Genomic DNA, 25,376 nt, shown 5'->3' with positions numbered 1-25,376 from the left:
GCCGCTCCTACAAGGGATCGCGTACCCCTGTAGGAGCGGCCTTGTGCCGCGAATGGGCTGCACAGCAGCCCCGACCATCTCAAGCCTTACCAGGCCATCGGCTCCCGGCTACGCACCCGCACTTGCTGCGCCGGCACCCGGGCATGCCATTGCACCACCCCCAACGCCTCCACCTGGAATTCGCTGCGTATCGCCCGCCCCTCTTCCTCGAACGACAACTGCAACAGGAAATACCCGCTGTTCAGCAGCAACCCTTCGCTCAGCCGTTCGAACGTTTCGTCATCCACCGCCCCCAGCGCCTGGCGCAACGCGGCTGCATCCACGTACCCCGACGCCGGCCGCCCACTGATGATGCGGCTGAGCAACGACCGCGAATAGCGCCCTTCGTACAGCGCCTCCAGTAACGGAAGGTGCTCCAGCCCAAGCGCATTGGCGTTCAGGCGCCAGCCGGTGACCTGGGGCAAGGCACACAGCATCGGGTAACGAGCCTGGCGAGCGGCGTCCGGCTCCAGCAGCAGGTTCAGCTCGCTGGTGTCGAGCATCGGCTGGTTGGCCGCCAGGCGCGGCGGTTGTTGGCGCAGGTACTGGGCGCTTTCGGCGCCCTGCAGGCGGGTGTCGCTGTCGGCGTCGAGCCAGTCGGCCAGCGCATCGACCAGGCGCTCGGCAGCCATGTCGTCGCCCAGCAGGTAGCGCAACTGGCGTTCGGCACGCTTGCCATCGGCGCCCAGCAGCGCATTGACGTTGAAGCAGGTGTGCTGGTCGCGCACCCGCAGTTGCGCCTGACCGGCGCCAAAATCGTAGTTCAGCGGCTGCCCACGCAAGGCCTGCCAAAACAGCGGGCTAAGCCGCCAGGCGGGGTCGCGCAGGGCCTGCCCGGCATAGGCCAGGCCAGCCTGCTCCATGGCCCGCGCCTGCACCCGCTGGTGCAGCAGGCGCACTTCATCCACCTGGCGCCGGCCATCTTCCACCAGCCAGGCCATGCCCGCCGCCAGCATTGCCAGCACCACCATCACCATCAGCAGGGCCGCACCCTGCTGTTGCCTGCCACCCATCCGTGCGTGCCTCGCTCGTGGAATAAAGACGCCAGTCAACACGCGGCGTGTTGCAGGTAGATGGCAATGCCCGTTCGTCATGTGCACGTCATCTACACGAGGCAGGATTGCCGTTCCTTTTCATGACCTTACAGGAGTGGTCGCAATGGGTGGCATTGGAATCTGGCAACTGGTGATCGTACTGCTGATCGTATTTCTGCTGTTTGGTACCAAGCGCCTCAAGGGCCTTGGTAGCGATGTGGGCGAGGCGATCCAGGGTTTTCGCAAGTCCATGGGCGGCGACGCTGACGCCAACGCACCTGGCCAGGCGCAGGTTCAGCAACAGGCCCCGCTGACCGGCCAGGCCACGCAGCAGCCTCAAGCGGACCGTCAGGCCTGATGTTCGAGGTAGGCTTCAGCGAGCTGCTGCTGGTTGGCGTCGTCGCGCTGCTGGTGTTGGGCCCGGAGCGCCTGCCGGTGGCAGCGCGCACCCTTGGCCGCGGCCTGGGCCAGGCGCGCCGGGCCATGCATGCCTTGCGCACGCAGGTAGAGCGCGAGATCGAGTTGCCCGACCTCGACAGCGCCCCCTTGCAGCGCCTGGAACAGGAGATCCGCCAAGGCATCAGCCTGAACACGGAGCCGGCCAATGACGCGGCCACCGTCACGCTGCCCAAGGAAAACGCCTCATGAGTATTGCCATGGACCCGGCGGCCGGCATGCCGCTGACCGAACACCTGCGCGACCTGCGCAAACGCCTGGTGCGTTGCCTGGCGCTGGTAGCAGTGGTGTTCGCCGGCCTGTTCCCTTTCGCCCAGACGCTGTACACGCTCATATCCGAGCCGCTGCGGCGCTTTTTGCCGGAAGGCGCGAGCATGATCGCCACAAGCGTCACCTCGCCATTCTTGACACCCTTCAAGCTGACCGCAATGTGCGCGCTGTTCGTGGCCATGCCGCTGCTGCTGCACCAGGCCTGGGGTTTTCTGGCGCCGGGGCTGTACCGCCGAGAGCAGCGCATTGCCTTGCCGCTGCTGGTGTCGAGCATCGTGTTGTTCTATGCCGGCATGGCGTTCGCGTTCTTTCTGGTGTTCCCGATGATGTTCGGCTTTTTTGCCAGCGTAACGCCGGACGGCGTGGCGATGATGACCGATATCAGCCAGTACCTGGACTTCATCCTCGCGCTGTTCCTGGCGTTCGGGTTGGCGTTCGAGATCCCGGTGGCGACGTTCATCGTGGTCTGGGTGGGGTTGGCGGATGTAGCCACACTGAGGCGCAGCAGGCCCTACGTGGTCGTCGGGTGCTTTGTGGTGGGGATGATCCTGACACCGCCGGATGTGTTTTCGCAGACGATGCTGGCAGTGCCGATGTGGGTGCTGTTCGAGGTGGGGTTGCTGGCTTGTGGAATGTTGAAGCAGCCTGGGCAAGGCAAGGAGATTGTGGCTGGCTGACAGGGCACTATCGCCGGCAAGCCAGCTCCCACAGGGATATCACAGGATCTGAAATGGGTGATATCCCTGTGGGAGCTGGCTTGCCGGCGATGGCCTTGATGCGGTCTAGAACTCGGCGAGCCGCCAGACCTCATAGGCTGGCGTCTCGTACGGGTGGCTTTGCCTGAGCGCTGCGACGACCTGGGCAATCAGGTCGTCAGCCACCACCAGCTCCACCTTCCACTCTTCTACCACCTCGACCTGGCCGGTTTGCCCGAGGTACGGCTGGCTGCCGTCCAACGGGCGGAACTGGCCCTGGCCCAGGGTTTGCCAGGCACAGTGGTCATAGTCACCGATGCGCCCGCCACCCGCAGCGAACACAGCGGCCTTGACCACTTCGACGTGGCTGGCGGGGACGAAGAAGGCGAGCTTGTACACGCCTTAGTTCACCCACACCCGCGCGTTGCGGAACATACGCATCAGCGCGGCATCTTCCTGCCACTCATCCGGGCGCCAGGAGTTCTGCACGGCGCGGAACACACGCTCCGGGTGCGGCATCATGATGGTCACACGGCCGTCGCGGCTGGTCAGGCCGGTGATACCACGCGGCGAGCCGTTCGGGTTCGCCGGGTAGGCTTCGGTGACCTTGCCGTGGTTGTCGACGTAGCGCAGGGCCACGCAACCGGACAGGTCGGCTTCCAGCAGTGCCGCTTCGTTGGCGAACTCGGCATGGCCTTCACCGTGGGCGATGGCGATTGGCATGCGCGAACCGGCCATGCCCTGCAGGAAGATCGAGTTCGACTTCTGCACCTCGACCATGGCCACGCGTGCCTCGAACTGCTCCGAGCGGTTACGCACGAAGTGCGGCCAGTACTCGGTGCCCGGGATCAGCTCGTGCAGGTTGGACATCATCTGGCAACCGTTGCACACACCCAGGGCGAAGCTGTCGGTACGCTCGAAGAAGGCCTGGAAGGCGTCACGGGCACGGGCGTTGAACAGCGCCGACTTGGCCCAGCCTTCACCGGCACCCAGCACGTCACCGTAGGAGAAGCCACCGCAGGCGACCAGGCCCTTGAAGGCCTCGAAGTCGACACGGCCCGCGAGGATGTCGCTCATGTGCACGTCGATGGCGGCGAAGCCGGCGCGGTCGAAGGCGGCGGCCATCTCGACCTGGCCGTTGACGCCCTGCTCACGCAGGATGGCCACTTGCGGGCGCACGCCCTTCTTGATGTACGGCGCGGCGATGTCGTCGTTGACGTCGAAGCCCAGCTTGACCGACAGGCCCGGGTTGTCTTCCTCGAGCAGCAGGTCGAATTCCTGGTCGGCACAGTCAGCGTTGTCGCGCAGGCGCTGGATCTGGTAGCTGGTCTCGGCCCACTGGCGCTGCAGCATGCGACGGTCGTCGTCGAACAGCACTTCGCCGTTCAGGCTGATGGACACTTCGGCGTTGTTGACCGGCTTGCCGATCACCGCGACGCACTCTTCACCCAGGCCAGCGGCGCTGAACTGTGCCAGCACGTCCGGGGTGGCATCCTGGCGAACCTGGATGACCGCACCCAGCTCTTCGTTGAAGAGGATGGCCGGGACGTCCTTGCGGTTGTCGGTCAGCGGGTCGAGTTGCAGGTCGAGGCCGCAGTGGCCGGCGAAGGCCATTTCCAGCACGGTGGTGACCAGGCCGCCGTCGGAGCGGTCGTGGTAGGCCAGCAGGTGGCCGTCGGCGTTCAGGCCCTGGATTACGGCGAAGAAGGCCTTGAGGTCTTCGGCGTCGTCGACGTCCGGTGCCTGGGCAGCGATCTTGCCGTAGGTCTGGGCCAGGATCGAGGCGCCCATGCGGTTTTTGCCACGGCCCAGGTCGATCAGGATCAGGTCGGTTTCGCCCTTGTCCATGCGCAGCTCAGGAGTCAGGGTCTTGCGGATGTCGGTGACCGGGGCAAAGCCGGTGATGATCAGCGACATTGGCGAGGTGACGCTCTTCTCGCCACCCTCATCGCTCCACTTGGTCTTCATCGACATCGAGTCTTTGCCGACCGGAATGGTGATGCCCAGCTCCGGGCACAGTTCCATGCCGACAGCCTTGACGGTGTCGTACAGGCGGGCGTCTTCACCTGGGTGGCCGGCAGCGGACATCCAGTTGGCCGACAGTTTGATGTCGGACAGCTTCTCGATGCGCGAGGCCGCCAGGTTAGTCAGGGTTTCGCCGATGGCCATGCGGCCGGACGCCGGGGCATCCAGCAGCGCCAGCGGGGTGCGCTCGCCCATGGCCATGGCTTCACCGGTGTAGACGTCGAAGCTGGTGGCGGTGACGGCGCAGTCGGCGACCGGTACCTGCCAAGGGCCGACCATCTGGTCGCGGGCAACCAGGCCGGTGATGGTGCGGTCGCCGATGGTGATCAGGAAGCTCTTGCTGGCCACGGCCGGGTGGTTCAACACGCGCTGGACGGCGTTGTCCAGGTCCAGCTCGCTCGGGTCGAAGTCATCGCCCAGCTCGGCTTCGCGGGTAACCGAACGGTGCATGCGCGGCGGTTTGCCCAGCAGCACGTCCAGCGGCATGTCCACAGGCGTGTTGCCGAAGTGGCTGTCGCTTACGGTCAGGTGTGGCTCTTCGGTTGCTTCCCCGACCACGGCAAACGGGCAACGCTCACGCTCGCAGATGGCCTGGAAGCGCTCGAAGTCGACGGCGCTGACGGCCAGCACGTAACGCTCTTGCGATTCGTTGCTCCAGATTTCGTGCGGGGCCATGCCCGGCTCGTCATTGGGCACGTTACGCAGCTCGAAGCGGCCACCACGGCCACCGTCGTTGACCAGCTCGGGGAAGGCGTTGGAGATACCGCCGGCGCCCACGTCGTGGATGAAGGCGATTGGGTTGTTGTCGCCCAGCTGCCAGCAGCGGTCGATGACCTCCTGGCAACGGCGCTCCATTTCCGGGTTTTCGCGCTGTACCGAAGCAAAGTCCAGGTCAGCCGAACTGGCACCGGTCGCCACCGACGAAGCGGCGCCGCCGCCCAGGCCGATCAGCATGGCCGGGCCACCGAGCACGATCAGCTTGGCGCCGACGGTGATCTCGCCCTTTTGCACGTGGTCTTCACGGATGTTGCCCATACCACCGGCCAGCATGATCGGCTTGTGGTAGCCGCGCACTTCTTCGCCGTGCGGAGTGTTGATCGACTGCTCGAAGGTACGGAAGTAACCGGTCAGGGCGGGGCGACCGAATTCGTTGTTGAACGCTGCGCCACCCAGAGGGCCTTCGATCATGATGTCGAGGGCGTCGACGATACGCTCAGGCTTGCCGTACGCCTGCTCCCAAGGCTGTTCGAAGCCCGGAATGCGCAGGTTGGACACGGTGAAGCCGGTCAGGCCCGCCTTGGGCTTGGCGCCACGGCCAGTAGCACCTTCGTCGCGAATTTCGCCACCAGAGCCGGTGGAGGCGCCGGAGAACGGGGCGATGGCGGTCGGGTGGTTGTGGGTTTCCACCTTCATCAGGATGTGCACCGGCTCCTGAACCGCGCCGTACTGGCGGGTCTCAGGGTTCGGGAAGAAGCGGCCGGCCACGTTACCGACGATGACCGAGGCGTTGTCCTTGTACGCAGACAGCACGCCTTCGCTGTGCATCTGGTAGGTGTTCTTGATCATGCCGAACAGGCTTTTTTCCTGAGCCTGGCCGTCGATGTCCCAACTGGCGTTGAAGATCTTGTGGCGGCAGTGCTCGGAGTTGGCCTGGGCGAACATCATCAGTTCGATGTCGTTCGGGTTGCGCTTGAGCCCCTGGAAGGCGGCGACCAGGTAGTCGATCTCGTCTTCGGCCAGGGCCAGGCCCAGGTCGATGTTGGCCTGGGCCAGGGCCTCACGGCCACCGCCCAGGATATCCACCGAGGTCATCGGCTTGGGCTGGGCGTGGCTGAACAGGTCGGATGCCTGCTCCAGCTGGGCCAGCACACGCTGGGTCATGCGGTCGTGCAATTCGGCGGCAATCAGTGCGGCATCAGCGTCGCTCAGGGTGCCGGCAACGTAGTAGGCGATACCGCGCTCCAGGCGCTGAATCGACTGCAGGCCGCAGTTGTGGGCGATGTCGCTGGCCTTGCTGGCCCACGGCGAAATGGTGCCCAACCGCGGCACGACCAGGAACAGGCGGCCGGTCGGCTCCTGTACCGGCACGCTCGGGCCGTACTTGAGCAGACGGCCCAGCACCTGCTGCTGGTCGGCGGTCAGCTCGCCATCGACATCGGCGAAGTGGGCGAATTCGGCATACAAACCAGTAACAGCGGGGACTTTCTGGCTCAGTTGCTCGAGTAATTTACCGTGGCGAAAGGCAGAAAGGGCAGGAGCGCCGCGCAGGATCAACATCGTCGGGACAGCCTCAGGAAGGGGTGTGCTTAGAGGCCGTGCATTCTAGCCTAATTCGATGGCTTTCGGCACCCGCTCTACGCCACGGCTGCCGGGCGGCGTAACCGGACTTTCGGGTCAGATTTCCGAGGGGTTCGCCTTGGGTTCTTCAGCGCTTGGGGAATCGAGCGCCGCCCGCGCGGCGCATCGCCAGGCAAGCCACTCAAACCACAAAACCCGCTACCAGACAAGCTAACCGTTGTCGAGATATGGTTGAACCGGTCCTTTGCGTATACTGCAACCTATGTTCGCCCACACTGCTTTGCGCCAGCGTTGCGCCAAATGGCTTCTCGCAACCGGACTCTTTCTGCTGCTCGGTGCCTGCGTTGAAAAACCCAGCACCCTCGAGCGCGTGAAGGAGGATGGCGTGCTGCGCGTGATCACCCGCAACAGCCCGGCCACCTACTTTCAGGATCGCAACGGCGAAACCGGTTTCGAGTACGAGCTGGTCAAGCATTTCGCCGACGATCTCGGGGTGAAGCTGGAGATCGAGACTGCCGACAACCTCGATGAGCTGTTCGACGACCTCGGCAAACCCTCCGGCCCGGTGCTGGCAGCCGCCGGCCTGGTCAGCAGCGAGCGACGCACGGCCCAGGCGAAATTCTCGCACCCGTACCTGGAAGTGACCCCGCAGGTCATCTACCGCAACGGCCGCCCGCGCCCGACCAATGCCAAGGGCCTGGTCGGCAAGAAAATCATGGTGCTCAAAGGCAGCAGCCATGCCGACCTGCTGGCCGAGCTGAAAAAACAGAACCCCGGCCTGGAATATGAAGAGTCGGATGCCGTGGAGGTGGTCGACCTGCTGCGCATGGTCGACGAAGGGCAGATCGACCTGACCCTGGTCGACTCCAACGAGCTGGCGATGAACCAGGTGTACTTCCCCAATGTGCGCGTGGCCTTCGACGTGGGCGACACCCGCGACCAGCGCTGGGCAGTGGCAGCCGGCGAAGACAACAGCCTGCTTAACGAAATCAACGAATTTCTCGACAAGGCGCAGAAGAACGGCACCCTGCAACGCCTGAAAGACCGTTATTACGGCCATGTCGACGTATTGGGTTATGTGGGTGCCTACACCTTCGCCCAGCATCTGCAACAGCGCCTGCCCAAGTACGAAAAGCACTTCAAGAGCTACGCCAAGGTCGAGCAGGTGGACTGGCGTCTGCTGGCCGCCATCGGCTATCAGGAATCGATGTGGCAGCCGGAGGTCACCTCCAAGACCGGTGTTCGCGGCCTGATGATGCTGACCCAGCGCACCGCCCAGGCCATGGGTGTGTCCAACCGGCTGGACCCGAAACAGAGCATCCAGGGTGGTGCCAAGTATTTCATGAAGATCAAGGCCGAGTTGGACGACAGTATCCAGGAGCCGGACCGCACCTGGTTCGCCCTGGCTGCCTATAACGTCGGCAGTGGCCACCTGGAAGACGCCCGTACCCTGGCCAAGCGCGAGAAGCTCAACCCGAACAAGTGGCTGGACGTGAAGAAGATGCTGCCGCGCCTTTCGCAGAAGCAGTGGTATCGCCAGACCAAATACGGTTATGCCCGTGGCGGCGAGCCGGTGCACTTCGTGGCCAACATCCGTCGTTACTACGACATCCTCACCTGGGTGACCCAGCCGCAGCTCGAAGGCCAGGTGGCCGAGGGCAACCTGCATGTACCCGGGGTCAACAAGACCAAACCGGCGGACCAGTCGCCGCCGATGTAGGCACCATTGCCCTCAGGCCAATAGATTTCCTGTAGGAGCAGCCTTGCGCTGCGAAGAGGCCGGTATAGCCACAAAGAATCTAATGCCATGCGGGCCTCTTCGCAGCAAAAGGCTGCTCCTACAGGAACCGCGCCTCTCTGGAGCGCTAGGTCTTGGCCCGGCGGGCCTTGAAGAAGTCGCTGAGGATCTGCCCGCACTCCTGCGCCAACACCCCGCCCTCCACCATCACCCTGTGGTTGAGGAACCCCTGGCCGAAGAACTGCCCCTGGCTCTGCACAATGCCTGCCTTGGGCTCCAGCGCGCCAAATACCACGCGCATCACCCGCGAATGCACGATCAGCCCCGCGCACATGCTGCACGGTTCCAGGGTCACGTACAGGGTGCTGCCGGGCAGGCGGTAATTGCTGGCCGATTTCGCCGCTGCACGGATGGCCACCATCTCGGCATGCGCACTGGGGTCGCTGTCGATGATCGGCCGGTTGAAGCCCTGGCCGATCACCTGCCCATGCTGCACCAGCACCGCCCCCACGGGCACCTCGCCCAGCGCCGCACCTTCGGCGGCCAGGGCCAGGGCCAGGCGCATGAATTCCTGATCGCGGCTGCGATCGACGATTTGCGGGCGCATCAGACCACCGCAATCGCGGCCATCAGGCCGGTTTCCATGTGGTCGATGACGTGGCAATGGAACATCCAGGTGCCCGGGTTATCCGCCACCAGTGCCACCTGTGCGCGCTCGTTCTTGCCCAGCAGGTAGGTGTCGGTGAACCACGGCTCCTTGATGTCGTGACGGTTGGAGCCGATCACCTTGAAGCTCATGCCATGCAGGTGGATCGGGTGCTGGTACTGGGTCATGTTCTTCAGCTCGAAGATGTAGCTCTTGCCCTTTTTCAACGTGGCGATAGGGCGGTCGGCGCAGGTCTTGTCGGTGATATCCCAGGCCTGTCCGTTGATCTGCCACATGCTCGACGGCTTGCCCGGGTCTGGGGTGACCGAGACGCCTGCCGCCCACTCGAAATTGAAGTTGAGCTTTTCGGCATTCTCCAGGTCCGGCTCGGCGATCGGGTTGGCCGGCAGCGCTGGCGGCCAGTCACTCGGCGCGTCATTGCTGGCCACCGAACGCAGGGTACCCAGGCGCACGAAACCATCGCGCAGGGAGATCTCCTCGCCGGCCTGGGGAATACGGATGGCGAGGCAGATGCGCATGCCGGGGCCGAGCCAGTACTCGTCCTCCAGTAGTCGCGGGGTCACCGGATTGCCGTCGAGGGCATAGATTTTCGCCTCGCAGTTGCCCTTGAGGTTCAGGCGGTACGTCCAGGTGTTGTCGAGGTTCAGCAGGCGCACCCGCACCACTTGGCCAGCCGGCAGCTCGGTGACCGAGCCGGCCTGACCATTGATGGTGATCAAGCGCCCTGCGGTGCCATTGCGCGCCGCCTCGCGAGGGATGCTGAAAGGCAGCCAGGCGCCCTGCTCGTCCACATGCCAGTTTTTCAGGCTCAACGTGCGCTCATGCTGGAACCCGGTGGGCTCACGCTCCTCGACGATCAGCGGGCCGACCAGGCCGCGGCCGAGCTCTTCGGAGCTACTGACATGCGGGTGATACCAGTAGCTGCCAGCATCCGGCACGCGGAACTTGTAGTCGAAGTACTCGCCCGGCTTGACCGGCAATTGCGACACATAAGGCACGCCGTCCATTTCCAGCGGCAGGCGAATGCCGTGCCAGTGAATAGTGGTCTCCACCGGAAGGTGGTTGATGAAGCGCACCCGCAACCAGGTGCCTTGGCGCACGCGCAGCTCGGTGCCCGGTGCCGACGGCCCGAACGCCCAGGCCTCGGTCTTGAAGCCTGGCACCAGCTCGACATCCAGCGGCGCGGCGATCAGCTCGTAATCATGCCCGGCATTGTCATCTTCGACTTTGCCGAGCCAGTAACGCGCCGCGCCACCGGCGCCCAGGCCAACCACAACCAGGCCGGTCAGGCCCTTGAGCATTTGTCGACGGGTGAAGGACATCGGTGCGGGTACCTCGTGTTCTGCGCAATCAAGCTGCCAGCCGTGGCTGGCGATAAAGGGCGAATACGATACACCTGCAAATGGGAAATATTAAGTGAAAACCCGGCATCCCGAAGCGACCTGACAAGCAATAAGCACCACCGCCCTGGCTCACGGCCGTTCGAAGCTGGCACCCTTTCACTTCAACTGGACCACCGTGATGCTTACCGACACCCTCCCTGGCGACCAGCAAATGCTGATGACCCTCGCCGCACACCTCACTGAAGACTGCCCTGACATGCGCGAGATGGCGCGTGAAGTCGCGCAACAACTCCTCGCGCGCCATGATCTGAAAGCGCTGGAGCCCGACAATGTCTACCTGCACCGTTTTCACACCGCCGTCAGCAGCCCTCGAACCTTCAACGGTTGGCAACACCTGGATCAGCCGTATGAATCCCTGACCCTGCCACAACTGGTGATGCACCGCTTCGATGCCCAGGCCCAGGACAACGCAGACGTGCTCAGTTATCTCGCTGGCTTCTACAGCGATGGGCCAGGCAAAGACGCGTATGACGAGCGCAATGAAGTTCGACTCCAAGCCAAGGATGTTCTGGATTATTTCTGGAGCATTGATTTTGCCACGGCATTCAAAACGCGGATGACGTCTTTCTGGGCCGAGCATTCAGAGAACTTCCGCACGTTGGCCAAAGCCAACTTCATGAGCAAATTACTGGAGGCATGCGCGGAAGATCCCTCATCCGAGCTAGCCCGCCACGGCCAGGATATCGCTCATGCCCTGGTGGGCGAGACGACCTGGCCGCCGTCGCTGGAAGCACTGCAACAAAGGGTCTTGCCGGGTGGAGCAACGCGCGTATGCGCGCTGGACATTGGCGGGTATGTGGCGACGGACATCCTTCGCCTGCAGTTGGCCAATGGCAGCCAGCTGATTTACATGCCGGGCGATGTCGACGGTCTACATTACTTTCCAAATGACCTGGCACTGTTCTGTTGGGTGCTCACGAACTGCACTTATGTCGAAAACCGAACCCGTTTTCTGGCACATTTCTCCCTCGACGATCGCGAAGAGGCTGACGGTAAAGTCGGGCTGAATCACCTGATTGATCTGCTCTTTCATGGTTTGAGCAAACAGGATTACACCGGTCTCAACACCCTCGACCTGGCAATTGAAGAGGATGCCTTCGACTGGCTGCGCAACAAAGCTCGCCAGCGGATGATCGATGATGCGCATTTCTCTTTGCGCTCCAACGCCGACCTGCGCAGACAATTGTGGATCGGTTATCTGAAAGCGGGCGTGCAGGTGTTCGGCCCCATGGCGGCAGTGAGTTGGCCGGTAGCTTTGGCGCTGGTGGGGGCTGGCATTGCTGAAATGGGTTTGAACATCTACCAGGCGATTCACGGGCACACCACGCGTGAACGCAAGGCAGGTATTACCGGCGCGATTTTCGCCGCCATCGAGACACTGTTCAACGCGACCTTTCTGCTCAGCGCACCCGGCAAACCCCTTGACGAGGTCGCAGAGGTGGCTGAAGCAGGCGCTGCGACTGAGGAAGGGGAAGCCCCGATACCGGCGGAAGAATCAGCGCATGAACACAGCGGGGAACCCACTGATGAAAGTGCTTCAGAGGTGGCGGACGCGATTGAAACCTGGGTACCTCAGCCCTTCCAGCCAAGCGAAAGGTGGGCTGCACTACGCCCTTTCGAGACGAATGTAGTACTTGGCGGCAAACCTGGTACAGGATTTCTTGAAGGTATCCATCTGCAAGATGGGCAGTTTTACGCACTGATCGATGAGATGCCTTACCAAGTGCGTTTTGTACCCGAACTGAAATCCTGGACCATCGTCGACCCTGAAAACCCTTTCTCATTTTACAAAAGCTTACCCATCCGCCTGGATGGCGCAGGCCAGTGGCAGCCAGTGGAACGCCTCGGCCTCAACGGGGGTATGCTTTCGAGCCTGAAAATCTGGGGTCGGCCGTCGGCAAGCGCAAGCGTGCCGCCCTTGCCCGGCACCCCTTACGAAATACCAGCTGACTTGCGCGCCTCACTGAAGGATGTTTCCGATGATGAGATTACAGGTGCGCGAGCGTTCCTCGACGCCCCGGATCGACAGGCCGCCATAGCCCGCTTCCGCCAGGTACGTGATCAACTGGCGGCCGATGCCGATGCGTTCATGGCCACAGTGCAAACACCGCCACGTCCACAGATACCCGAAATCCCCGCCAACGCTTCATCCAAAACCGTTTTCAAAACCCTGTACCAGAACACTAACGGCTTGGTGATTGGCGAAGCGCACAGTGGCCTTGGCAGCAAGCGATTGCTGATCGACAACATGCGCCTGCTACGCAAGCTGAAGGTAAACACACTGTACATGGAGCACTTCACCACCGACTTTCAGCAAGCAGACATCGATACCTTCAACCGCACAGGCGTGATGCCGCAGGAGCTGGATCGCTATGTAGAAGGCCAGGATGTCGGCCACCGCACCGACGCCGAAGGCCGCTACACCTTTCGGCAGGTACTGGTCAGCGCACAGAAAAACGGCGTACGCATACAGTCCATCGACTGCATGGCCAGTTATCGCCAGGCGTGGGCGACACCCGTTTCCGATGTGGCACGCCAGCGCATGATGAACTTCCATGCACACTTGATTATCGAGGCAGACCAGGCAGCGCGCGGCTCGGGAAAATGGATTGCGCTGGTCGGCAGTACCCACGCCAACACCTTCCATGGCGTCACCGGCCTGGCTGAAACAGAAGGCGCGCTAGGCCTTCGTGTCGAAGACCGCCCGATCGGCGAACCTGACGCTTACAGCACAGACCCTGGTGTGGATGCCCTGGACGACGATGGCGCGTTAAGGCATGTGCAAAGCGACCTGCGGCTACGCGCCGGAGTGTTGACCACCCGCCCGCCATCACCGGATTTTGAAAGCCTGCTGGTAAGGCCTGGCGATTACGCGATCGAACGTACCAATGGCGAGCAATACCTGGTCAACCGCAGCCGGGATTCGACCTTGCGACGCACGCTGATCAAGCGCGATGGGCGATTTTACTACGTGGAGCGCCCCGACTGGCCGGCCATTCATGAACGTCGCTTTCAAAACCTTGCCGAGCTTCATGCCCGGCTGAGATTACGCGGCATGCAACACATTGCTCCTTGAGCCAGGCAAGGCGCAGATACGACAAGGGCGCCTTGCGGCGCCCTTGTGGCTCAACTTATTCCCACTCGATGGTGGCCGGCGGCTTGCTCGACACGTCGTATGTAACGCGCGAGATGCCTTCGATTTCGTTGATGATACGGCCGCTGACGGTTTCCAGCAGCTCGTATGGCAAGTGTGCCCAACGCGCAGTCATGAAGTCCACGGTTTCGACGGCACGCAGGGCCACGACCCAGGCGTAGCGACGACCGTCGCCAACAACACCCACCGACTTGACCGGCTGGAACACCACGAATGCCTGGCTGGTCTTGTGGTACCAGTCGGCCTTGCGCAGTTCTTCGATGAAGATGTGGTCGGCGCGACGCAGGATGTCGGCGTATTCCTTCTTCACTTCACCCAGGATACGCACGCCCAGGCCCGGGCCCGGGAACGGGTGGCGGTAGACCATGTCGTACGGCAGGCCCAGTTCCAGGCCGATCTTGCGCACTTCGTCCTTGAACAGTTCACGCAGCGGCTCAACCAGCTTGAGGTTCATTTCCTCCGGCAGGCCACCCACGTTGTGGTGCGACTTGATCACGTGGGCCTTGCCGCTCTTGGCGCCAGCCGACTCGATCACGTCCGGGTAGATGGTGCCCTGGGCGAGGAACTGGATGTTATCCAGCTTGCTGGCTTCGGCGTCGAAGATGTCGATGAAGGTGCGGCCGATGATCTTGCGCTTCTTCTCCGGATCGGCTTCGCCTTCCAGGTTGTCGAGGAACTGCTTTTCAGCGTCGGCGCGGATCACCTTGACGCCCATGTTCTCTTTGAACATGGCCATCACCTGGTCGCCTTCATGCAGGCGCAGCAGGCCGTTGTCGACGAAGACGCAGGTCAGCTGGTCGCCGATGGCGCGGTGCAGCAGTGCGGCAACCACCGAGCTGTCTACGCCGCCAGACAGGCCCAGCAGGACGTTGGCCGAACCGACTTGCGCACGCACCTGGGCGATGGCGTCTTCAACGATGTTGGAGGCGGTCCACAGGGCCTCACAGCCGCAGATGTCCTGCACGAAGCGGGACAGGATGCGACCGCCCTGCTTGGTGTGAGTCACTTCAGGGTGGAACTGCACGCCATAGTAGCCGCGAGTATCGTCGAACATGCCGGCGATCGGGCAGCTCGGGGTGCTGGCCAGTACATGGAAGTTGCCCGGCATCTGGGTGACCTTGTCACCGTGGCTCATCCACACATCCAGGCCCAGCACGCCGTCGGCGTCAACGTGGTCTTCGATGCCGTCGAGCAGGCGGCTCTTGCCGACCACGTCTACGCGGGCATAACCGAACTCACGCAGCTCGGAACCTTCGACCTTGCCGCCCATCTGTTCGGCCATGGTCTGCATGCCGTAGCAGATGCCCAGCACCGGTACGTTCAGGTCGAACACAGCCTGCGGGGCACGCGGGCTGTTGGCTTCGTGGACCGACTCGGGGCCGCCAGCGAGGATGATGCCGCGCGGGTTGAATTCGCGGATCGCTTCATCGTCCATGTCGAACGGGTGCAGTTCGCAGTACACGCCGATTTCGCGCACGCGGCGGGCAATCAGCTGGGTGTACTGGGAACCGAAATCGAGGATCAGGATGCGGTGAGCGTGAATGTCGAGGGCCATGACTCAATCTCGTCAGTGGAAATCGGAAACGACGCGGGGCTGTCGTGACAGCCCCGCATCCTTATATTGCTGGAAGCCTCAGCCTACGCGGTAGTTAGGGGCTTCTTTGGTGATTTGCACATCATGCACGTGGGACTCGGCCATGCCGGCACCCGTGATGCGTACAAATTCCGGCTTGGTGCGCATCTCTTCGATGGTTGCGCTGCCGGTGTAGCCCATGGACGAACGCAGGCCGCCCATCAGCTGGTGGATGATCGCGGCCAGGGCGCCCTTGTAAGGCACGCGGCCTTCGATCCCCTCAGGAACAAGCTTCTCGGCGCCGGCCGAGGAGTCCTGGAAGTAACGGTCGGACGAGCCTTGCGCCTGTGCCATGGCACCCAGCGAGCCCATGCCGCGGTAGGCCTTGTAGGAACGGCCCTGGAACAGTTCGACTTCACCCGGGGCCTCTTCGGTACCGGCGAACATCGAACCCATCATCACGCAGGACGCACCGGCAACGATGGCCTTGGACAGGTCACCGGAGAAGCGGATACCGCCGTCGGCGATCAGTGGCACGCCAGTGCCTTCCAGTGCAGCGGCGACGTTGGCGATGGCGCTGATTTGCGGCACGCCGACACCGGCAACGATACGGGTGGTGCAGATCGAGCCTGGGCCGATACCGACCTTGACGGCGTCAGCGCCAGCTTCGGCCAAAGCCTTGGCTGCGGCGCCGGTGGCGATGTTGCCGCCGATCACCTGCACTTGCGGGTAGGTTTCTTTAACCCAGCGAACGCGGTCGATCACGCCTTTGGAGTGACCGTGGGCAGTGTCGACAACCACCACGTCAACGCCAGCGGCAACCAGGGCGGCAACGCGCTCGCCGGTGTCCTTGCCGGTGCCGACCGCAGCGCCGACGCGCAGACGCCCCTGGTCGTCCTTGCTGGCCAGCGGGTAGGCCTTGGCTTTTTCGATGTCCTTGACGGTCATCATGCCCTTGAGGCTGAACTTGTCGTCGACGATCAGGACTTTTTCCAGACGGTGCTTGTGCAGCAGCTCGCGGACTTCGTTCTTGTCGGCGCCTTCGCGGACGGTGACCAGACGCTCTTTGGGGGTCATCACGTCGCGGACCTTGGCGTCCAGGCGGGTTTCAAAGCGCACGTCACGGGAGGTGACGATACCGACCAGGTCGCCGTTCGCCAGCACCGGAACACCGGAGATGTTGTTCAGGCGGGTCAGGTCGAACAGGTCACGCACGGTGGCGTCGGCTTCGATGGTGATCGGGTCCTTGACCACGCCAGCCTCGAACTTCTTGACCTTGCGTACTTCGCCGGCCTGCTGTTCGATGGTCATGTTCTTGTGGATGATGCCGATGCCGCCTTCCTGGGCCATGGCAATGGCCAGACGCGCTTCGGTCACGGTATCCATGGCGGCGGAAACCAGCGGAATGTTCAGCTCGATGCCACGGGTCAAACGGGTCTTGAGACTGACTTCATTAGGCAGTACCTCAGAGTAGCCAGGTACAAGGAGGATATCGTCGAAGGTCAGGGCTTCTTGGCTGATACGCAGCATCGCGGGGGCTCCCGGGCGGGAAAAATGGAAGCGCGCCATTATACTCATGCAGGGCGCGCCGCTCAATGCAAAATAAGGGCCTTCGGTCAGCCTTGTGGCACTTTTACCTGCACCACGGCCACCGGCTGGTCGAGCCAGTCGGCAAAGCTGTCGAGAAAGGCCTGGGTAAACCCGGCCTCGCCCCAGTTGTTGAAGATGAACCCCAGGTTGGAAAAGGCACATGGCTGCAGGTAAATGAAGCCATTGATGTCATCTTCAAAGCCGCACAGCGGGCAGGTGAAGTTGTCGGTTACCGCCGGCGACCACTCTTCCAGGCTTTCGAACAGCGGCTCGCCCACCTCGCGCCGGCACTCCGGGCAACCGGCTTCTTCGAGAAAGCCTTCGGTGGGGGTGTAGATGCAGCGCTTGAGCACCACCTCCATGCCGTTGACCTGCTGGTCGAAGGGCAGCTTTTCCGGGTGGAGGGCCACCTTGCACGCCCCTGCGGCCAGGGCATGGCCCATACGGTTGCCGGTGCGGCCACAGGTAGTCAGCTGTTCTTCGACGACCTTCTCGCGCACCAGCCAGCGCAGGATGGCGCGGGCGCGGGCTTCATGCGCCGGGACGGTGGACAGCTTGGGAACGATGATGCTCTGGGTGTTCATGTACGGGACAAGCCTGAAAAACGCCGGTAATGACGCAATTCTACCGCTCAGGCGCTCAGGTAGCGACCAATCAACGCCAGCCCACTGGCCAGCACCAGCCAGGTGACCAGCCGAACAAAGGCTTCACGGGACAGCCGGTTGGTCAGCCGGCGCCCCACCCAGAGGCCGACGAACATGACTGGCAGCAAGCAGGCGGCGAGCAGCAACAGGCTTTGGTCGGCATACACACCGGCGATCAGGAACAGCGTCAGGCGTACGACCGTGCTGCAACTGATCAGCGCGCTCTGGGTGGCGCGTACCTGTTCCTTCACTTCCAGCCGTGCGCTCAGGTAAAGGGCATAAAGAAACCCGCCGCTGCCGAACAGCGCCCCGAACAACCCGCCTGCCGTACCCATCGGCACCGCCCACAACCACGACAGGCTGGCCGGCCGCACTTTCACTGCCAGCCCGTACAACGCATAGGCGGTCACGAACACCCCCATCAACAGCAGCAAAAGGTCGGACTTCAGTTGCAGCAGGAACACCACGCCCAACGTGCAGCCCAGGGCCATGAACGGCAACAGCCGTAACAACTCGCTGCGCACCACATCCCGGCGCGACGGCAGCAGGTTGCCGAACGCGGCAACAAAGTCCAGCAGCACCAGCAGCGGGATGATGCGTGACAACGGCATGAAATGGATCAGTACCGGCCCGGCCACCAGCGCGGTACCGAAACCGGCAATACCAAAGACGATGTAGGCAACACCAACACCCAGCAGGATGGGTAACCAGCCAAGGCCGGAAAAAGACAGTTGGGCTAGCATGGCAGCAATTCCTGGGAAGACAGGCCAAGGTTAGCCAGCGATGAGCCATGCCGACTAATATGCCTTTATCGCCAAAGCCATCTCGAAAAGGCATGACATGACGTCGATCCGCCAGTTGCGTTACTTCGTGGAAATTGCCGAGTGTGGCAGCTTCAGCGGCGCCGCCGAACGGCTGTACATCGCCCAGTCGGCGCTGAGCCGGCAGATCAAGGAGCTGGAGCAGCAATTGGGCACGCCGCTGTTCGAACGCACGGCACGCCTGCCGCGCCTGACGCTGGCCGGCCAGGCCTTTCTGGAACGGGCACGCCGCTTGCTGGCCGACCTGGCGCAAGCTGAGCGCGTAACGCGCGACATTGGGGAGGGGTTGCAGGGCAGCCTGCGCCTGAATCATTCCAGTACTGTGCCGCTGATCGGCCCGTTGCTGGCTCGCCTGGGGGACTATTTGCGGGAAAACCCGGGAGTTTCGCTGGAGATCGCGCAGCAGTCGTCGGAGGCCCAACTGGAAGATATTGCGGCCGGCCGGCTGGACATTGGCCTGCTGCGCTTGCCAGTGCTGCGCCAGCACGAAGGCGTGATGCTGCATGAACTGTTCAGCGAACCGCTGTTGCTGGCGGTCGCCGCTGGGCACCCGTTGGCCAACGCGCAGCACGTTCAACTGGAGCAATTGAGGGAAGAACGCTTTATTTCCATCCCGCACCGGGACCGTGGCGGGCTGAGTTACCTGTCGGCTTCGTTGTGCATGGAGGCCGGCTTCTTTCCGCGCGCGGCGCAGGTGCTGTCGCGCAAAACTACACAATTGCAGCTGATTCAGGCGGGGTTCGGGGTGGCGTTACTGCCAGCGTGCATGCGTGAAATTGCATCGGCTTCGGTCAGTTTCGTGGCGCTGGAAGGGGGCTGCGAGAGCACCGTAGCGCTGGCTTGCCGACGTGATGCGGGGCAGATGGTGCGGCAGTTCGTGGCAGCGATGCAGCGTTGACCCAAGCCACCACCCTACCAGTCAAATCTGCCAGTTGAGTTTGCCCCGCTAGAGGGTTTGAATAACATCTGGAAACGAAGCAGGGCTCACGCCATGGAAGCGTTCAAACCACTGCAAAGCATCAAGTGCTGCGCACTTCAACGCGCAACGCCGTACTGCCCTTACGGGCACCGCAAATCGGAAGGCCACCTTACAACTTGGCTGGGATTCAACGGAGAACCCCAAGACCGACAATCTGAGTACTACATGCTGGGCAGAGGATATCGCGCCTACAACCCACGCCTATTGCGTTTCCTTTCGCCAGATAGCCTGAGCCCCTTCGGCAAAGGGGGAATCAATAGCTATGCCTACTGTGCGGGTGACCCGGTGAACTTTGCTGACCCATCTGGGCATTTAGCGCCTCCGAAACGTATTGCCCAAACACGCCGGGCAACCTCTTCCAGGCGACCCAGCCTTACTTCGGCATTCGAGAGGCTTGCGCAGCAGCAAGAAACGAATGAAGCCGCAGATCTAATTGCACAAACTGAGCGAGCTCTCACCCTGCAACGGGAACTGACGCAGCGTGCACAACCCCGCCCGCAGGAGGTTATCGGTAGCGCTGAAGCGACCCCTTACGCGTCAATGGAGAGCCTGCAAAGCAGTGAAAACTCTTCGCTCACCGACCTCCCGTCGGCGATACAACAATCGGTGCAAACTACAACTCCGAACACAACGGAGGTAACAGATATCAGAATGCAGGCACATGAGTTACGAGCCAATTCACCCAGTCGTCGCCGTGCCTCAATTTGAGCCTATGTACAATATGTCAGGTCTGAGTTGAGGTGGCGCCAATCTGGCAAATGGAGGTTCATATTGCTTGAAGCTCTCTGCCTGCAACTGCGATGATGCCCGCCATGATCAAAGACCCCTTCGAACGACTCGGCCTGGACCGTGAGGTCCTTACCGTCAGCCAACTCAACGGCCGCGCCCGCGTGCTGCTGGAAGACGTGTTCCGCAGCGTCTGGGTGGAAGGCGAAATCTCCAATCTTGCCCGCCCGGCATCCGGCCACATGTACTTCACCCTCAAGGACAGCGGCGCCCAGGTGCGTTGCGCGCTGTTCCGGCAAAACGCCACGCGGGTGCGCCAGGCCCTGCGCGACGGCCTGGCGGTGCGGGTACGCGGCAAGGTTTCGCTGTTCGAAGGGCGTGGCGACTACCAGCTGATTCTCGACACCGTCGAGCCAGCCGGTGACGGCGCATTGCGCCTTGCCTTCGAGGCGCTGAAGGAAAAGCTCAGTGCCGAGGGGCTGTTCAGCACCGAACGCAAAAAACCGCTACCGGCCCATCCTCAACGGATCGGCATCATCAGCTCGCCTACCGGCGCTGTGATCCGCGACATCATCAGCGTGTTTGGCCGCCGAGCCCCACAGGTGGAACTGAACCTGATCCCTACGGCGGTTCAGGGGCGCGAAGCCATCGCGCAGATCGTGCGCGCCATTCGCCTGGCCGACAGCCTTGGTTTCGATGCGCTGATCCTGGCCCGGGGTGGTGGTTCGCTGGAAGACCTGTGGTGCTTCAACGAAGAAGCCGTGGCGCGTGCCGTGGCCGCCTGCGTCACCCCTATTGTCAGCGCCGTGGGCCATGAAACCGACGTGTCGATCAGCGACTTCGTCGCCGACGTACGCGCCCCCACGCCGTCTGCCGCGGCCGAGTTGCTGGCCCCCGACAACAGTGGCTTGCAGCAACGGCTGGACGGCCTGCAACGGCGCCTGTTGCTGCGCATGCAGAACCGTCTGACCCATGACCGCCTGCGCCTGGAGTCACTGACCCGGCGCCTGCGTCACCCGGGCGAGCGCCTGCGTCAGCAAGCCCAGCGCCTGGACGACCTGGACATGCGCCTGCGCCGCGCCTTCATGCTCAGCCTCAACCAGCGCCGCGAGCGCCTGGCACGCATGGACACCCGCCTGGCCGCGCAGCACCCGGGGCGCAATCTGAAACTGCTGAGCCAGCGCCTCGACAGCCTGGCCGAGCGCCTGCCCCGGGCCATGCGCGATGTGTTGAAAGACCGTCGCCAACGCTTCCAGGCCCAGCTGCAAACCCTGCAAGTGGTCAGCCCGCTGGCCACCCTCGCCCGCGGCTACAGCATCCTGCTGGACGACCAGGGCCAGGCCATTCGCAGTGCCGAACAGACCCGCAACGGCCAGCGCCTCACCGCCCGCCTGAACGAAGGCGAACTGCAGGTGCGGGTCGAAGACAACCACCTGACCCCGGTCACTCTTTCACTACTGGACTGACACATGCCCCGCCTGCTCGCGCCCCTACTCGCCCTCTCCCTCCTGCTGCTGGCTAGCGGCGCCCAGGCCAGCTATATCACCCGCACACTGAACAAGCCGGTGCCGGGTGGCGTGGCGGTGGTTGACCTGGGCCCCGCCACCAGCGCGCCCAGCGCCCGTTTCGACGGCAAGCCGGTGCTGGTGGTGAAGGAGCAGGACAACTGGCTGGCCATCGTCGGCATCCCGCTGACCCAGAAGCCCGGTACAGCCGTGCTGAGCCAGGACGGCCGCACCCTGCCCTTCAGCGTCGGGAGCAAGAAGTACCCTGAACAGCGCATCACCCTGAAGAACACTCGCCAGGTGAACCCGAACCCGGCCGACCTCAAGCGCATCGACCGCGAACTGGCCGAGCAGATCAAGGCCTACCGTAGCTTCAGCCCTACCCTGCCGAGCAACCTGATCCTCGACAAGCCGGTCAACGGCCCGCTGTCGAGCAAATTCGGCGTGCGCCGCTTCTTCAACGGTGAGGAGCGCAACCCCCATGCCGGGCTGGACTTCGCGGTGCCGGCGGGCACACCCATCAAGACCCCGGCCAATGGCAAGGTGATCCTGGTGGGGGATTACTTCTTCAATGGCCGCACGGTGTTCGTCGACCATGGGCAGGGCTTTATCAGCATGTTCTGCCATATGTCGAAGATCGATGTGCAGGTGGGGCAGCAACTGCGCCGTGGCGAGGTGGTCGGGCGCGTGGGCTCGACCGGGCGGGCAACCGGGCCGCACATGCACTGGAACGTCAGCCTGAATGATGCGCGGGTGGACCCGGCGATTTTCATTGGCGCATTCCAACCCTGAGGCCAGCACTGTCATCACCCATACCACTGGGTTGCGCCATCGAAATATACCGCGCAAAAATAAAGAAACACTCAGCTAATTACAGCCATAAAATCTCGCTCAATGGCTTTTTTTAAGCATTTCTCTCAATTTTTCCCGAGCACTTGCCATCCCTGACCTCTCTGGTTAGGGTTGAAGGCATGAAAACCTTCAGCACCCTCATCCTGCTCCGACAACATCGCAGCCTCTGCCTGGTCAGCGCCCGACTACCAGGCTGAATCGCGTCGCCTCGCCTCTTCATCTCGTTATCGCTCGGCAGGCCCGATCTCGGCCGCACACAAAAGGATTGCTTCCATGTCCATGCTCAAAGACCCTTCGAAGAAGTACCGCGCCTTCCCGACCATCGACCTGCCCGACCGTACCTGGCCGTCGAAGACCATCACCGCCGCGCCGATCTGGTGCAGCTCCGACCTGCGTGATGGCAACCAGTCGCTGATCGAGCCGATGGATTCGGAGAAGAAACTGCGCTTCTGGAAGACCCTGGTGCAGGTGGGCGTGAAGGAAATCGAAGCGTCGTTCCCGTCTGCCTCGCAGACCGATTTCGACTTCGTGCGCACCCTGATCGAGGACGGCCACATCCCGGACGACACCACCATCCAGGTGTTGACCCAGGCCCGTGAAGACCTGATCGCACGCACCTTCGAATCGCTGCGCGGCGCAAAGAAGGCCATCGTCCACCTGTACAACGCCACCAGCCCGTCGTTCCGCCGCATTGTCTTCAACCAGGACAAGCAAGGCGTGAAGGACATCGCGGTGAACGCGGCCAAGCTGTTCGTCAAGTACGCTGCCCAGCAGCCGGAAACCCAGTGGACCTTCCAGTACTCGCCCGAAACCTTCAGTGCCACCGAGATGGACTTCGCCAAGGAAGTCTGCGACGCGGTCATCGAGGTATGGAACCCGACGCCCGAGCACAAGATCATCCTCAACCTGCCGGCCACCGTGGAAGTGTCCACGCCGAACATCTACGCCGACCAGATCGAATGGTTCTGCCGCAATGTCAGCCGCCGCGACAGCGTGATCATCAGCCTGCACTGCCACAACGACCGTGGCACCGGCATCGCCGCCACCGAGCTGGGCCTGATGGCCGGCGCCGACCGTGCCGAAGGTTGCCTGTTCGGCAACGGCGAGCGTACCGGTAACGTCGACCTGGTGACCCTGGCACTGAACCTCTACACCCAAGGCATCGACCCGTTGCTGGACTTCTCCGACATCGACGGCGTGCGCAAAGTGGTCGAAGAGTGCAACCAGCTGCCGGTGCACCCACGTCACCCGTACGTGGGCGACCTGGTCCACACCGCTTTCTCCGGCTCGCACCAGGACGCCATCCGCAAGGGCTTCGCCAAGCAGCAGGATGGCGAACTGTGGGAAGTGCCATACCTGCCGATCGACCCGGCCGACATCGGCCGCAGCTACGAAGCGGTAATCCGCGTCAACAGCCAGTCGGGCAAAGGCGGTATCACCTACCTGCTCGAGCAGGAATATGGCATCAGCCTGCCGCGTCGCATGCAGATCGAATTCAGCCAGGTGGTACAGGGTGAAACCGACCGCCTGGGCCTGGAAATGACCGCCCAGCAGATCTACAGCCTGCTGCACAAGGAATACCTCCAGGCCAACGCGCCCTACGCGCTGGTCAGCCACCGCCTGCAGGAAGAAAACGGCCACAGCGCCGTGGAAGTGGAAGTTGCTGGCGAAGGCGAAACCACACTGCACTGGCGCGGCAAGGGCAACGGCGCCCTGGAAGCACTGGTGGCCGGCCTGCCGATTGCCGTGGAGATCATGGACTACAACGAGCATGCGATTGGCGCTGGCACCAACGCCAAGGCAGCTGCCTACATCGAACTGCGCGTGGCCGGTGGCCGCCCGGTACATGGCGTGGGTATCGATGAGAACATCACCACGGCCAGCTTCAAGGCCCTGTTCAGCGCGCTGAACCGCTCGCTGAGTCAGCAGGAAGCCAAAGCAGCCTGATGGTTCCAGCTACAAAAAAACCGCATCCATGATGCGGTTTTTTTCTGTCAGAATTTAATAGCGATTACCGGGTGTGAAGTAAGCACCATAATTGAATACCCATCGGCCACTATTTTCCGGGAACTGATGGCCCTTCACCAACGCTGCCTCTTGAATTTCATCCCACCCTAGCGGCTTGACCGAATTTTCAGCAGCTACCGTGATGATTGAACTGGTTGCAATAGACGTAAGTATGCACAGATCCTCCCTGTCCTTCCTACCCGCTTTGGCGTAGGTTTTAGCCTTTGCGTATTTAAAGAAATCCGCGAAATTTCCGGCACCTGTAACACAATGCGCATAGACCATGTGCATCTGATAAAAGTTGAAAATACCCGGCCCTTCCAATTCAATTTTCCGGGACCGCGTAGTCGAGTGGCTAATACCCTGAGTGGTCGTGGATGTCAGCTTCCCACCCACAACGCTCCCCAGAAATCCCGTCCCGAGGTTGACCTCTGTTTCTACAGAGGAAGAGAACGAGCGGCTATACCCCTCCACCGTAGACACTTCTTCAGTATGCGTTACGCTACTGGGGACCCGTGCCATTCCCGCATACTCCAGATACGCCATTATCGGGGTAGAGTAGGTACCCCAGTTCTGATTGACGACATACATGTCACCGTAAACGGTGTCGCCAAGTATCCAGCAGCCAGGATTGACCTTACCGTCTACGCCATACAAATAAGTTTCTATTTCATAAGCTCCCCGCTTATGGGGAAAGTTGCCAATCGTTCTAATCATTTCTTTATCGATGAAGCTCATACAAACTCTCCGCTTTGCATTCAGGATTGCAGCGCCATCGTAATCGTCGTATTCGGTATCGATAATCGGGAAAGGCTTCTTGCACCGGCGACCCGGTCACACAAAAAACGCCCATAAAAAAAGGGGCGCTGACCAAGCGCCCCTCAAGCTGTAAAGCACACA

20 protein-coding genes are annotated in these 25,376 nt (G+C 62.1%); 10 read left to right on the top strand and 10 right to left on the bottom strand.

Annotation, left to right across the window (positions count from 1 at the left end; all coding sequences use genetic code 11):
* Positions 1-86: 86 nt before the first annotated feature.
* Entirely contained in the window at positions 87-1,052 is a 966-nt protein-coding gene (gene gspK, locus SB756_RS11075) for a type II secretion system minor pseudopilin GspK (protein WP_410910828.1), read from the bottom strand.
* 145 nt (positions 1,053-1,197) lie between these two features.
* Here gspK and tatA point away from each other — a divergent pair, with 145 nt between their 5' ends.
* Genes tatA through tatC form a run of 3 tightly spaced genes read left to right on the top strand, consistent with a single transcriptional unit; the run spans position 1,198 to position 2,476 of the window.
* On the top strand, positions 1,198-1,431 hold the full coding sequence (gene tatA, locus SB756_RS11070; protein ID WP_016501257.1) for a twin-arginine translocase TatA/TatE family subunit: 234 nt from the start codon (positions 1,198-1,200) through the stop codon (positions 1,429-1,431).
* Positions 1,431-1,721: a Sec-independent protein translocase protein TatB gene (tatB, locus tag SB756_RS11065; protein WP_016501258.1), complete on the top strand. Its 291-nt coding sequence runs from the start codon at positions 1,431-1,433 to the stop codon at positions 1,719-1,721. The genes tatA and tatB overlap by 1 nt, the downstream gene beginning before the upstream one ends.
* Positions 1,718-2,476: a twin-arginine translocase subunit TatC gene (gene tatC / locus SB756_RS11060; protein ID WP_410910827.1), complete on the top strand. Its 759-nt coding sequence runs from the start codon at positions 1,718-1,720 to the stop codon at positions 2,474-2,476. Before tatB ends, tatC begins: the two co-directional genes overlap by 4 nt.
* Before the next feature lie 105 nt (positions 2,477-2,581).
* On the opposite strand, the gene SB756_RS11055 is transcribed toward tatC, so the two are convergent.
* Positions 2,582-2,893: an NGG1p interacting factor NIF3 gene (locus SB756_RS11055; RefSeq protein ID WP_410910826.1), complete on the bottom strand. Its 312-nt coding sequence runs from the start codon at positions 2,891-2,893 to the stop codon at positions 2,582-2,584.
* A 3-nt stretch (positions 2,894-2,896) separates the two neighbouring features.
* On the bottom strand, positions 2,897-6,796 hold the full coding sequence (gene purL / locus SB756_RS11050; protein WP_410910825.1) for a phosphoribosylformylglycinamidine synthase: 3,900 nt from the start codon (positions 6,794-6,796) through the stop codon (positions 2,897-2,899).
* A gap of 283 nt (positions 6,797-7,079) precedes the next feature.
* Between purL and mltF the strand changes: the two genes are divergently transcribed.
* Positions 7,080-8,537 (top strand): membrane-bound lytic murein transglycosylase MltF, encoded by a 1,458-nt coding sequence (gene mltF, locus SB756_RS11045; RefSeq protein WP_410910855.1) that lies wholly within the window; start codon positions 7,080-7,082, stop codon positions 8,535-8,537.
* Between the two features lie 145 nt (positions 8,538-8,682).
* Here the strand turns inward: mltF and tadA are convergent, their stop codons facing one another.
* The gene (gene tadA / locus SB756_RS11040) at positions 8,683-9,162 is read right to left on the bottom strand and encodes a tRNA adenosine(34) deaminase TadA (protein ID WP_341797698.1); all 480 of its coding nucleotides are present in this window, start codon (positions 9,160-9,162) and stop codon (positions 8,683-8,685) included.
* Complete coding sequence (locus tag SB756_RS11035) at positions 9,162-10,544, bottom strand: multicopper oxidase family protein (RefSeq protein ID WP_410910824.1); 1,383 nt, start codon at positions 10,542-10,544, stop codon at positions 9,162-9,164. Before SB756_RS11035 ends, tadA begins: the two co-directional genes overlap by 1 nt.
* A 199-nt stretch (positions 10,545-10,743) precedes the next feature.
* Here SB756_RS11035 and SB756_RS11030 point away from each other — a divergent pair, with 199 nt between their 5' ends.
* Entirely contained in the window at positions 10,744-13,701 is a 2,958-nt protein-coding gene (locus SB756_RS11030; RefSeq protein WP_410910823.1) for a dermonecrotic toxin domain-containing protein, read from the top strand.
* Between the two features lie 55 nt (positions 13,702-13,756).
* Here the strand turns inward: SB756_RS11030 and guaA are convergent, their stop codons facing one another.
* The 4 genes from guaA to SB756_RS11010 all read right to left on the bottom strand — a co-directional run bounded on the left by guaA (position 13,757) and on the right by SB756_RS11010 (position 18,329).
* The gene (gene guaA / locus SB756_RS11025) at positions 13,757-15,334 is read right to left on the bottom strand and encodes a glutamine-hydrolyzing GMP synthase (RefSeq protein ID WP_016501266.1); all 1,578 of its coding nucleotides are present in this window, start codon (positions 15,332-15,334) and stop codon (positions 13,757-13,759) included.
* A 78-nt stretch (positions 15,335-15,412) separates the two neighbouring features.
* Complete coding sequence (gene guaB / locus SB756_RS11020; protein WP_016501267.1) at positions 15,413-16,882, bottom strand: IMP dehydrogenase; 1,470 nt, start codon at positions 16,880-16,882, stop codon at positions 15,413-15,415.
* 86 nt (positions 16,883-16,968) lie between these two features.
* A complete protein-coding gene (locus tag SB756_RS11015) occupies positions 16,969-17,526 on the bottom strand; it encodes a sugar ABC transporter ATPase (protein WP_410910822.1) in 558 nt (185 codons plus the stop codon).
* 47 nt (positions 17,527-17,573) lie between these two features.
* On the bottom strand, positions 17,574-18,329 hold the full coding sequence (locus tag SB756_RS11010) for a sulfite exporter TauE/SafE family protein (RefSeq protein ID WP_410910821.1): 756 nt from the start codon (positions 18,327-18,329) through the stop codon (positions 17,574-17,576).
* A gap of 97 nt (positions 18,330-18,426) precedes the next feature.
* Here SB756_RS11010 and SB756_RS11005 point away from each other — a divergent pair, with 97 nt between their 5' ends.
* From SB756_RS11005 to leuA, 5 genes are all read left to right on the top strand, one after another.
* Positions 18,427-19,305 (top strand): LysR family transcriptional regulator, encoded by an 879-nt coding sequence (locus SB756_RS11005; protein ID WP_410910820.1) that lies wholly within the window; start codon positions 18,427-18,429, stop codon positions 19,303-19,305.
* A 93-nt stretch (positions 19,306-19,398) separates the two neighbouring features.
* Positions 19,399-20,094: an RHS repeat-associated core domain-containing protein gene (locus tag SB756_RS11000; protein WP_410910819.1), complete on the top strand. Its 696-nt coding sequence runs from the start codon at positions 19,399-19,401 to the stop codon at positions 20,092-20,094.
* Positions 20,095-20,198: 104 nt separating this feature from the next.
* The gene (gene xseA / locus SB756_RS10995; protein ID WP_063426450.1) at positions 20,199-21,578 is read left to right on the top strand and encodes an exodeoxyribonuclease VII large subunit; all 1,380 of its coding nucleotides are present in this window, start codon (positions 20,199-20,201) and stop codon (positions 21,576-21,578) included.
* Positions 21,579-21,581: 3 nt separating this feature from the next.
* A complete protein-coding gene (locus SB756_RS10990; RefSeq protein ID WP_410910818.1) occupies positions 21,582-22,409 on the top strand; it encodes a peptidoglycan DD-metalloendopeptidase family protein in 828 nt (275 codons plus the stop codon).
* A 333-nt stretch (positions 22,410-22,742) separates the two neighbouring features.
* Positions 22,743-24,416 carry a 2-isopropylmalate synthase gene (gene leuA, locus SB756_RS10985; RefSeq protein WP_341797689.1) on the top strand — a complete coding sequence of 558 codons (1,674 nt, stop codon included), beginning with the start codon at positions 22,743-22,745 and terminating at the stop codon, positions 24,414-24,416.
* A 54-nt stretch (positions 24,417-24,470) separates the two neighbouring features.
* On the opposite strand, the gene SB756_RS10980 is transcribed toward leuA, so the two are convergent.
* Complete coding sequence (locus SB756_RS10980) at positions 24,471-25,214, bottom strand: monalysin family beta-barrel pore-forming toxin (protein ID WP_410910817.1); 744 nt, start codon at positions 25,212-25,214, stop codon at positions 24,471-24,473.
* Positions 25,215-25,376: the final 162 nt, after the last annotated feature.

Origin of the sequence: Pseudomonas sp. SIMBA_068 (assembly GCF_046534705.1) — a bacterium.
Classification (GTDB): Bacteria; Pseudomonadota; Gammaproteobacteria; order Pseudomonadales; family Pseudomonadaceae; genus Aquipseudomonas; species Aquipseudomonas putida.
The sequence above is the reverse complement of the archived record's forward strand: the minus strand, read 5'-3'. Positions and strand labels throughout refer to the sequence as shown.

Coding starts and splice junctions, on each gene's coding strand:
- tatC (WP_410910827.1), top strand. CDS start 1,718: ATGAGTATTGCCATGGACCCGGCGGCCGGCATGCCGCTGACCGAACAC.
- xseA (WP_063426450.1), top strand. CDS start 20,199: ATGATCAAAGACCCCTTCGAACGACTCGGCCTGGACCGTGAGGTCCTT.
- SB756_RS11005 (WP_410910820.1), top strand. CDS start 18,427: ATGACGTCGATCCGCCAGTTGCGTTACTTCGTGGAAATTGCCGAGTGT.
- SB756_RS11030 (WP_410910823.1), top strand. CDS start 10,744: ATGCTTACCGACACCCTCCCTGGCGACCAGCAAATGCTGATGACCCTC.
- guaB (WP_016501267.1), bottom strand. CDS start 16,882: ATGCTGCGTATCAGCCAAGAAGCCCTGACCTTCGACGATATCCTCCTT.
- SB756_RS11010 (WP_410910821.1), bottom strand. CDS start 18,329: ATGCTAGCCCAACTGTCTTTTTCCGGCCTTGGCTGGTTACCCATCCTG.
- leuA (WP_341797689.1), top strand. CDS start 22,743: ATGTCCATGCTCAAAGACCCTTCGAAGAAGTACCGCGCCTTCCCGACC.
- tadA (WP_341797698.1), bottom strand. CDS start 9,162: ATGCGCCCGCAAATCGTCGATCGCAGCCGCGATCAGGAATTCATGCGC.
- guaA (WP_016501266.1), bottom strand. CDS start 15,334: ATGGCCCTCGACATTCACGCTCACCGCATCCTGATCCTCGATTTCGGT.
- purL (WP_410910825.1), bottom strand. CDS start 6,796: ATGTTGATCCTGCGCGGCGCTCCTGCCCTTTCTGCCTTTCGCCACGGT.
- tatB (WP_016501258.1), top strand. CDS start 1,431: ATGTTCGAGGTAGGCTTCAGCGAGCTGCTGCTGGTTGGCGTCGTCGCG.
- SB756_RS10980 (WP_410910817.1), bottom strand. CDS start 25,214: ATGAGCTTCATCGATAAAGAAATGATTAGAACGATTGGCAACTTTCCC.
- tatA (WP_016501257.1), top strand. CDS start 1,198: ATGGGTGGCATTGGAATCTGGCAACTGGTGATCGTACTGCTGATCGTA.
- SB756_RS11035 (WP_410910824.1), bottom strand. CDS start 10,544: ATGTCCTTCACCCGTCGACAAATGCTCAAGGGCCTGACCGGCCTGGTT.
- SB756_RS11000 (WP_410910819.1), top strand. CDS start 19,399: ATGGAAGCGTTCAAACCACTGCAAAGCATCAAGTGCTGCGCACTTCAA.
- mltF (WP_410910855.1), top strand. CDS start 7,080: ATGTTCGCCCACACTGCTTTGCGCCAGCGTTGCGCCAAATGGCTTCTC.
- SB756_RS11015 (WP_410910822.1), bottom strand. CDS start 17,526: ATGAACACCCAGAGCATCATCGTTCCCAAGCTGTCCACCGTCCCGGCG.
- SB756_RS10990 (WP_410910818.1), top strand. CDS start 21,582: ATGCCCCGCCTGCTCGCGCCCCTACTCGCCCTCTCCCTCCTGCTGCTG.
- gspK (WP_410910828.1), bottom strand. CDS start 1,052: ATGGGTGGCAGGCAACAGCAGGGTGCGGCCCTGCTGATGGTGATGGTG.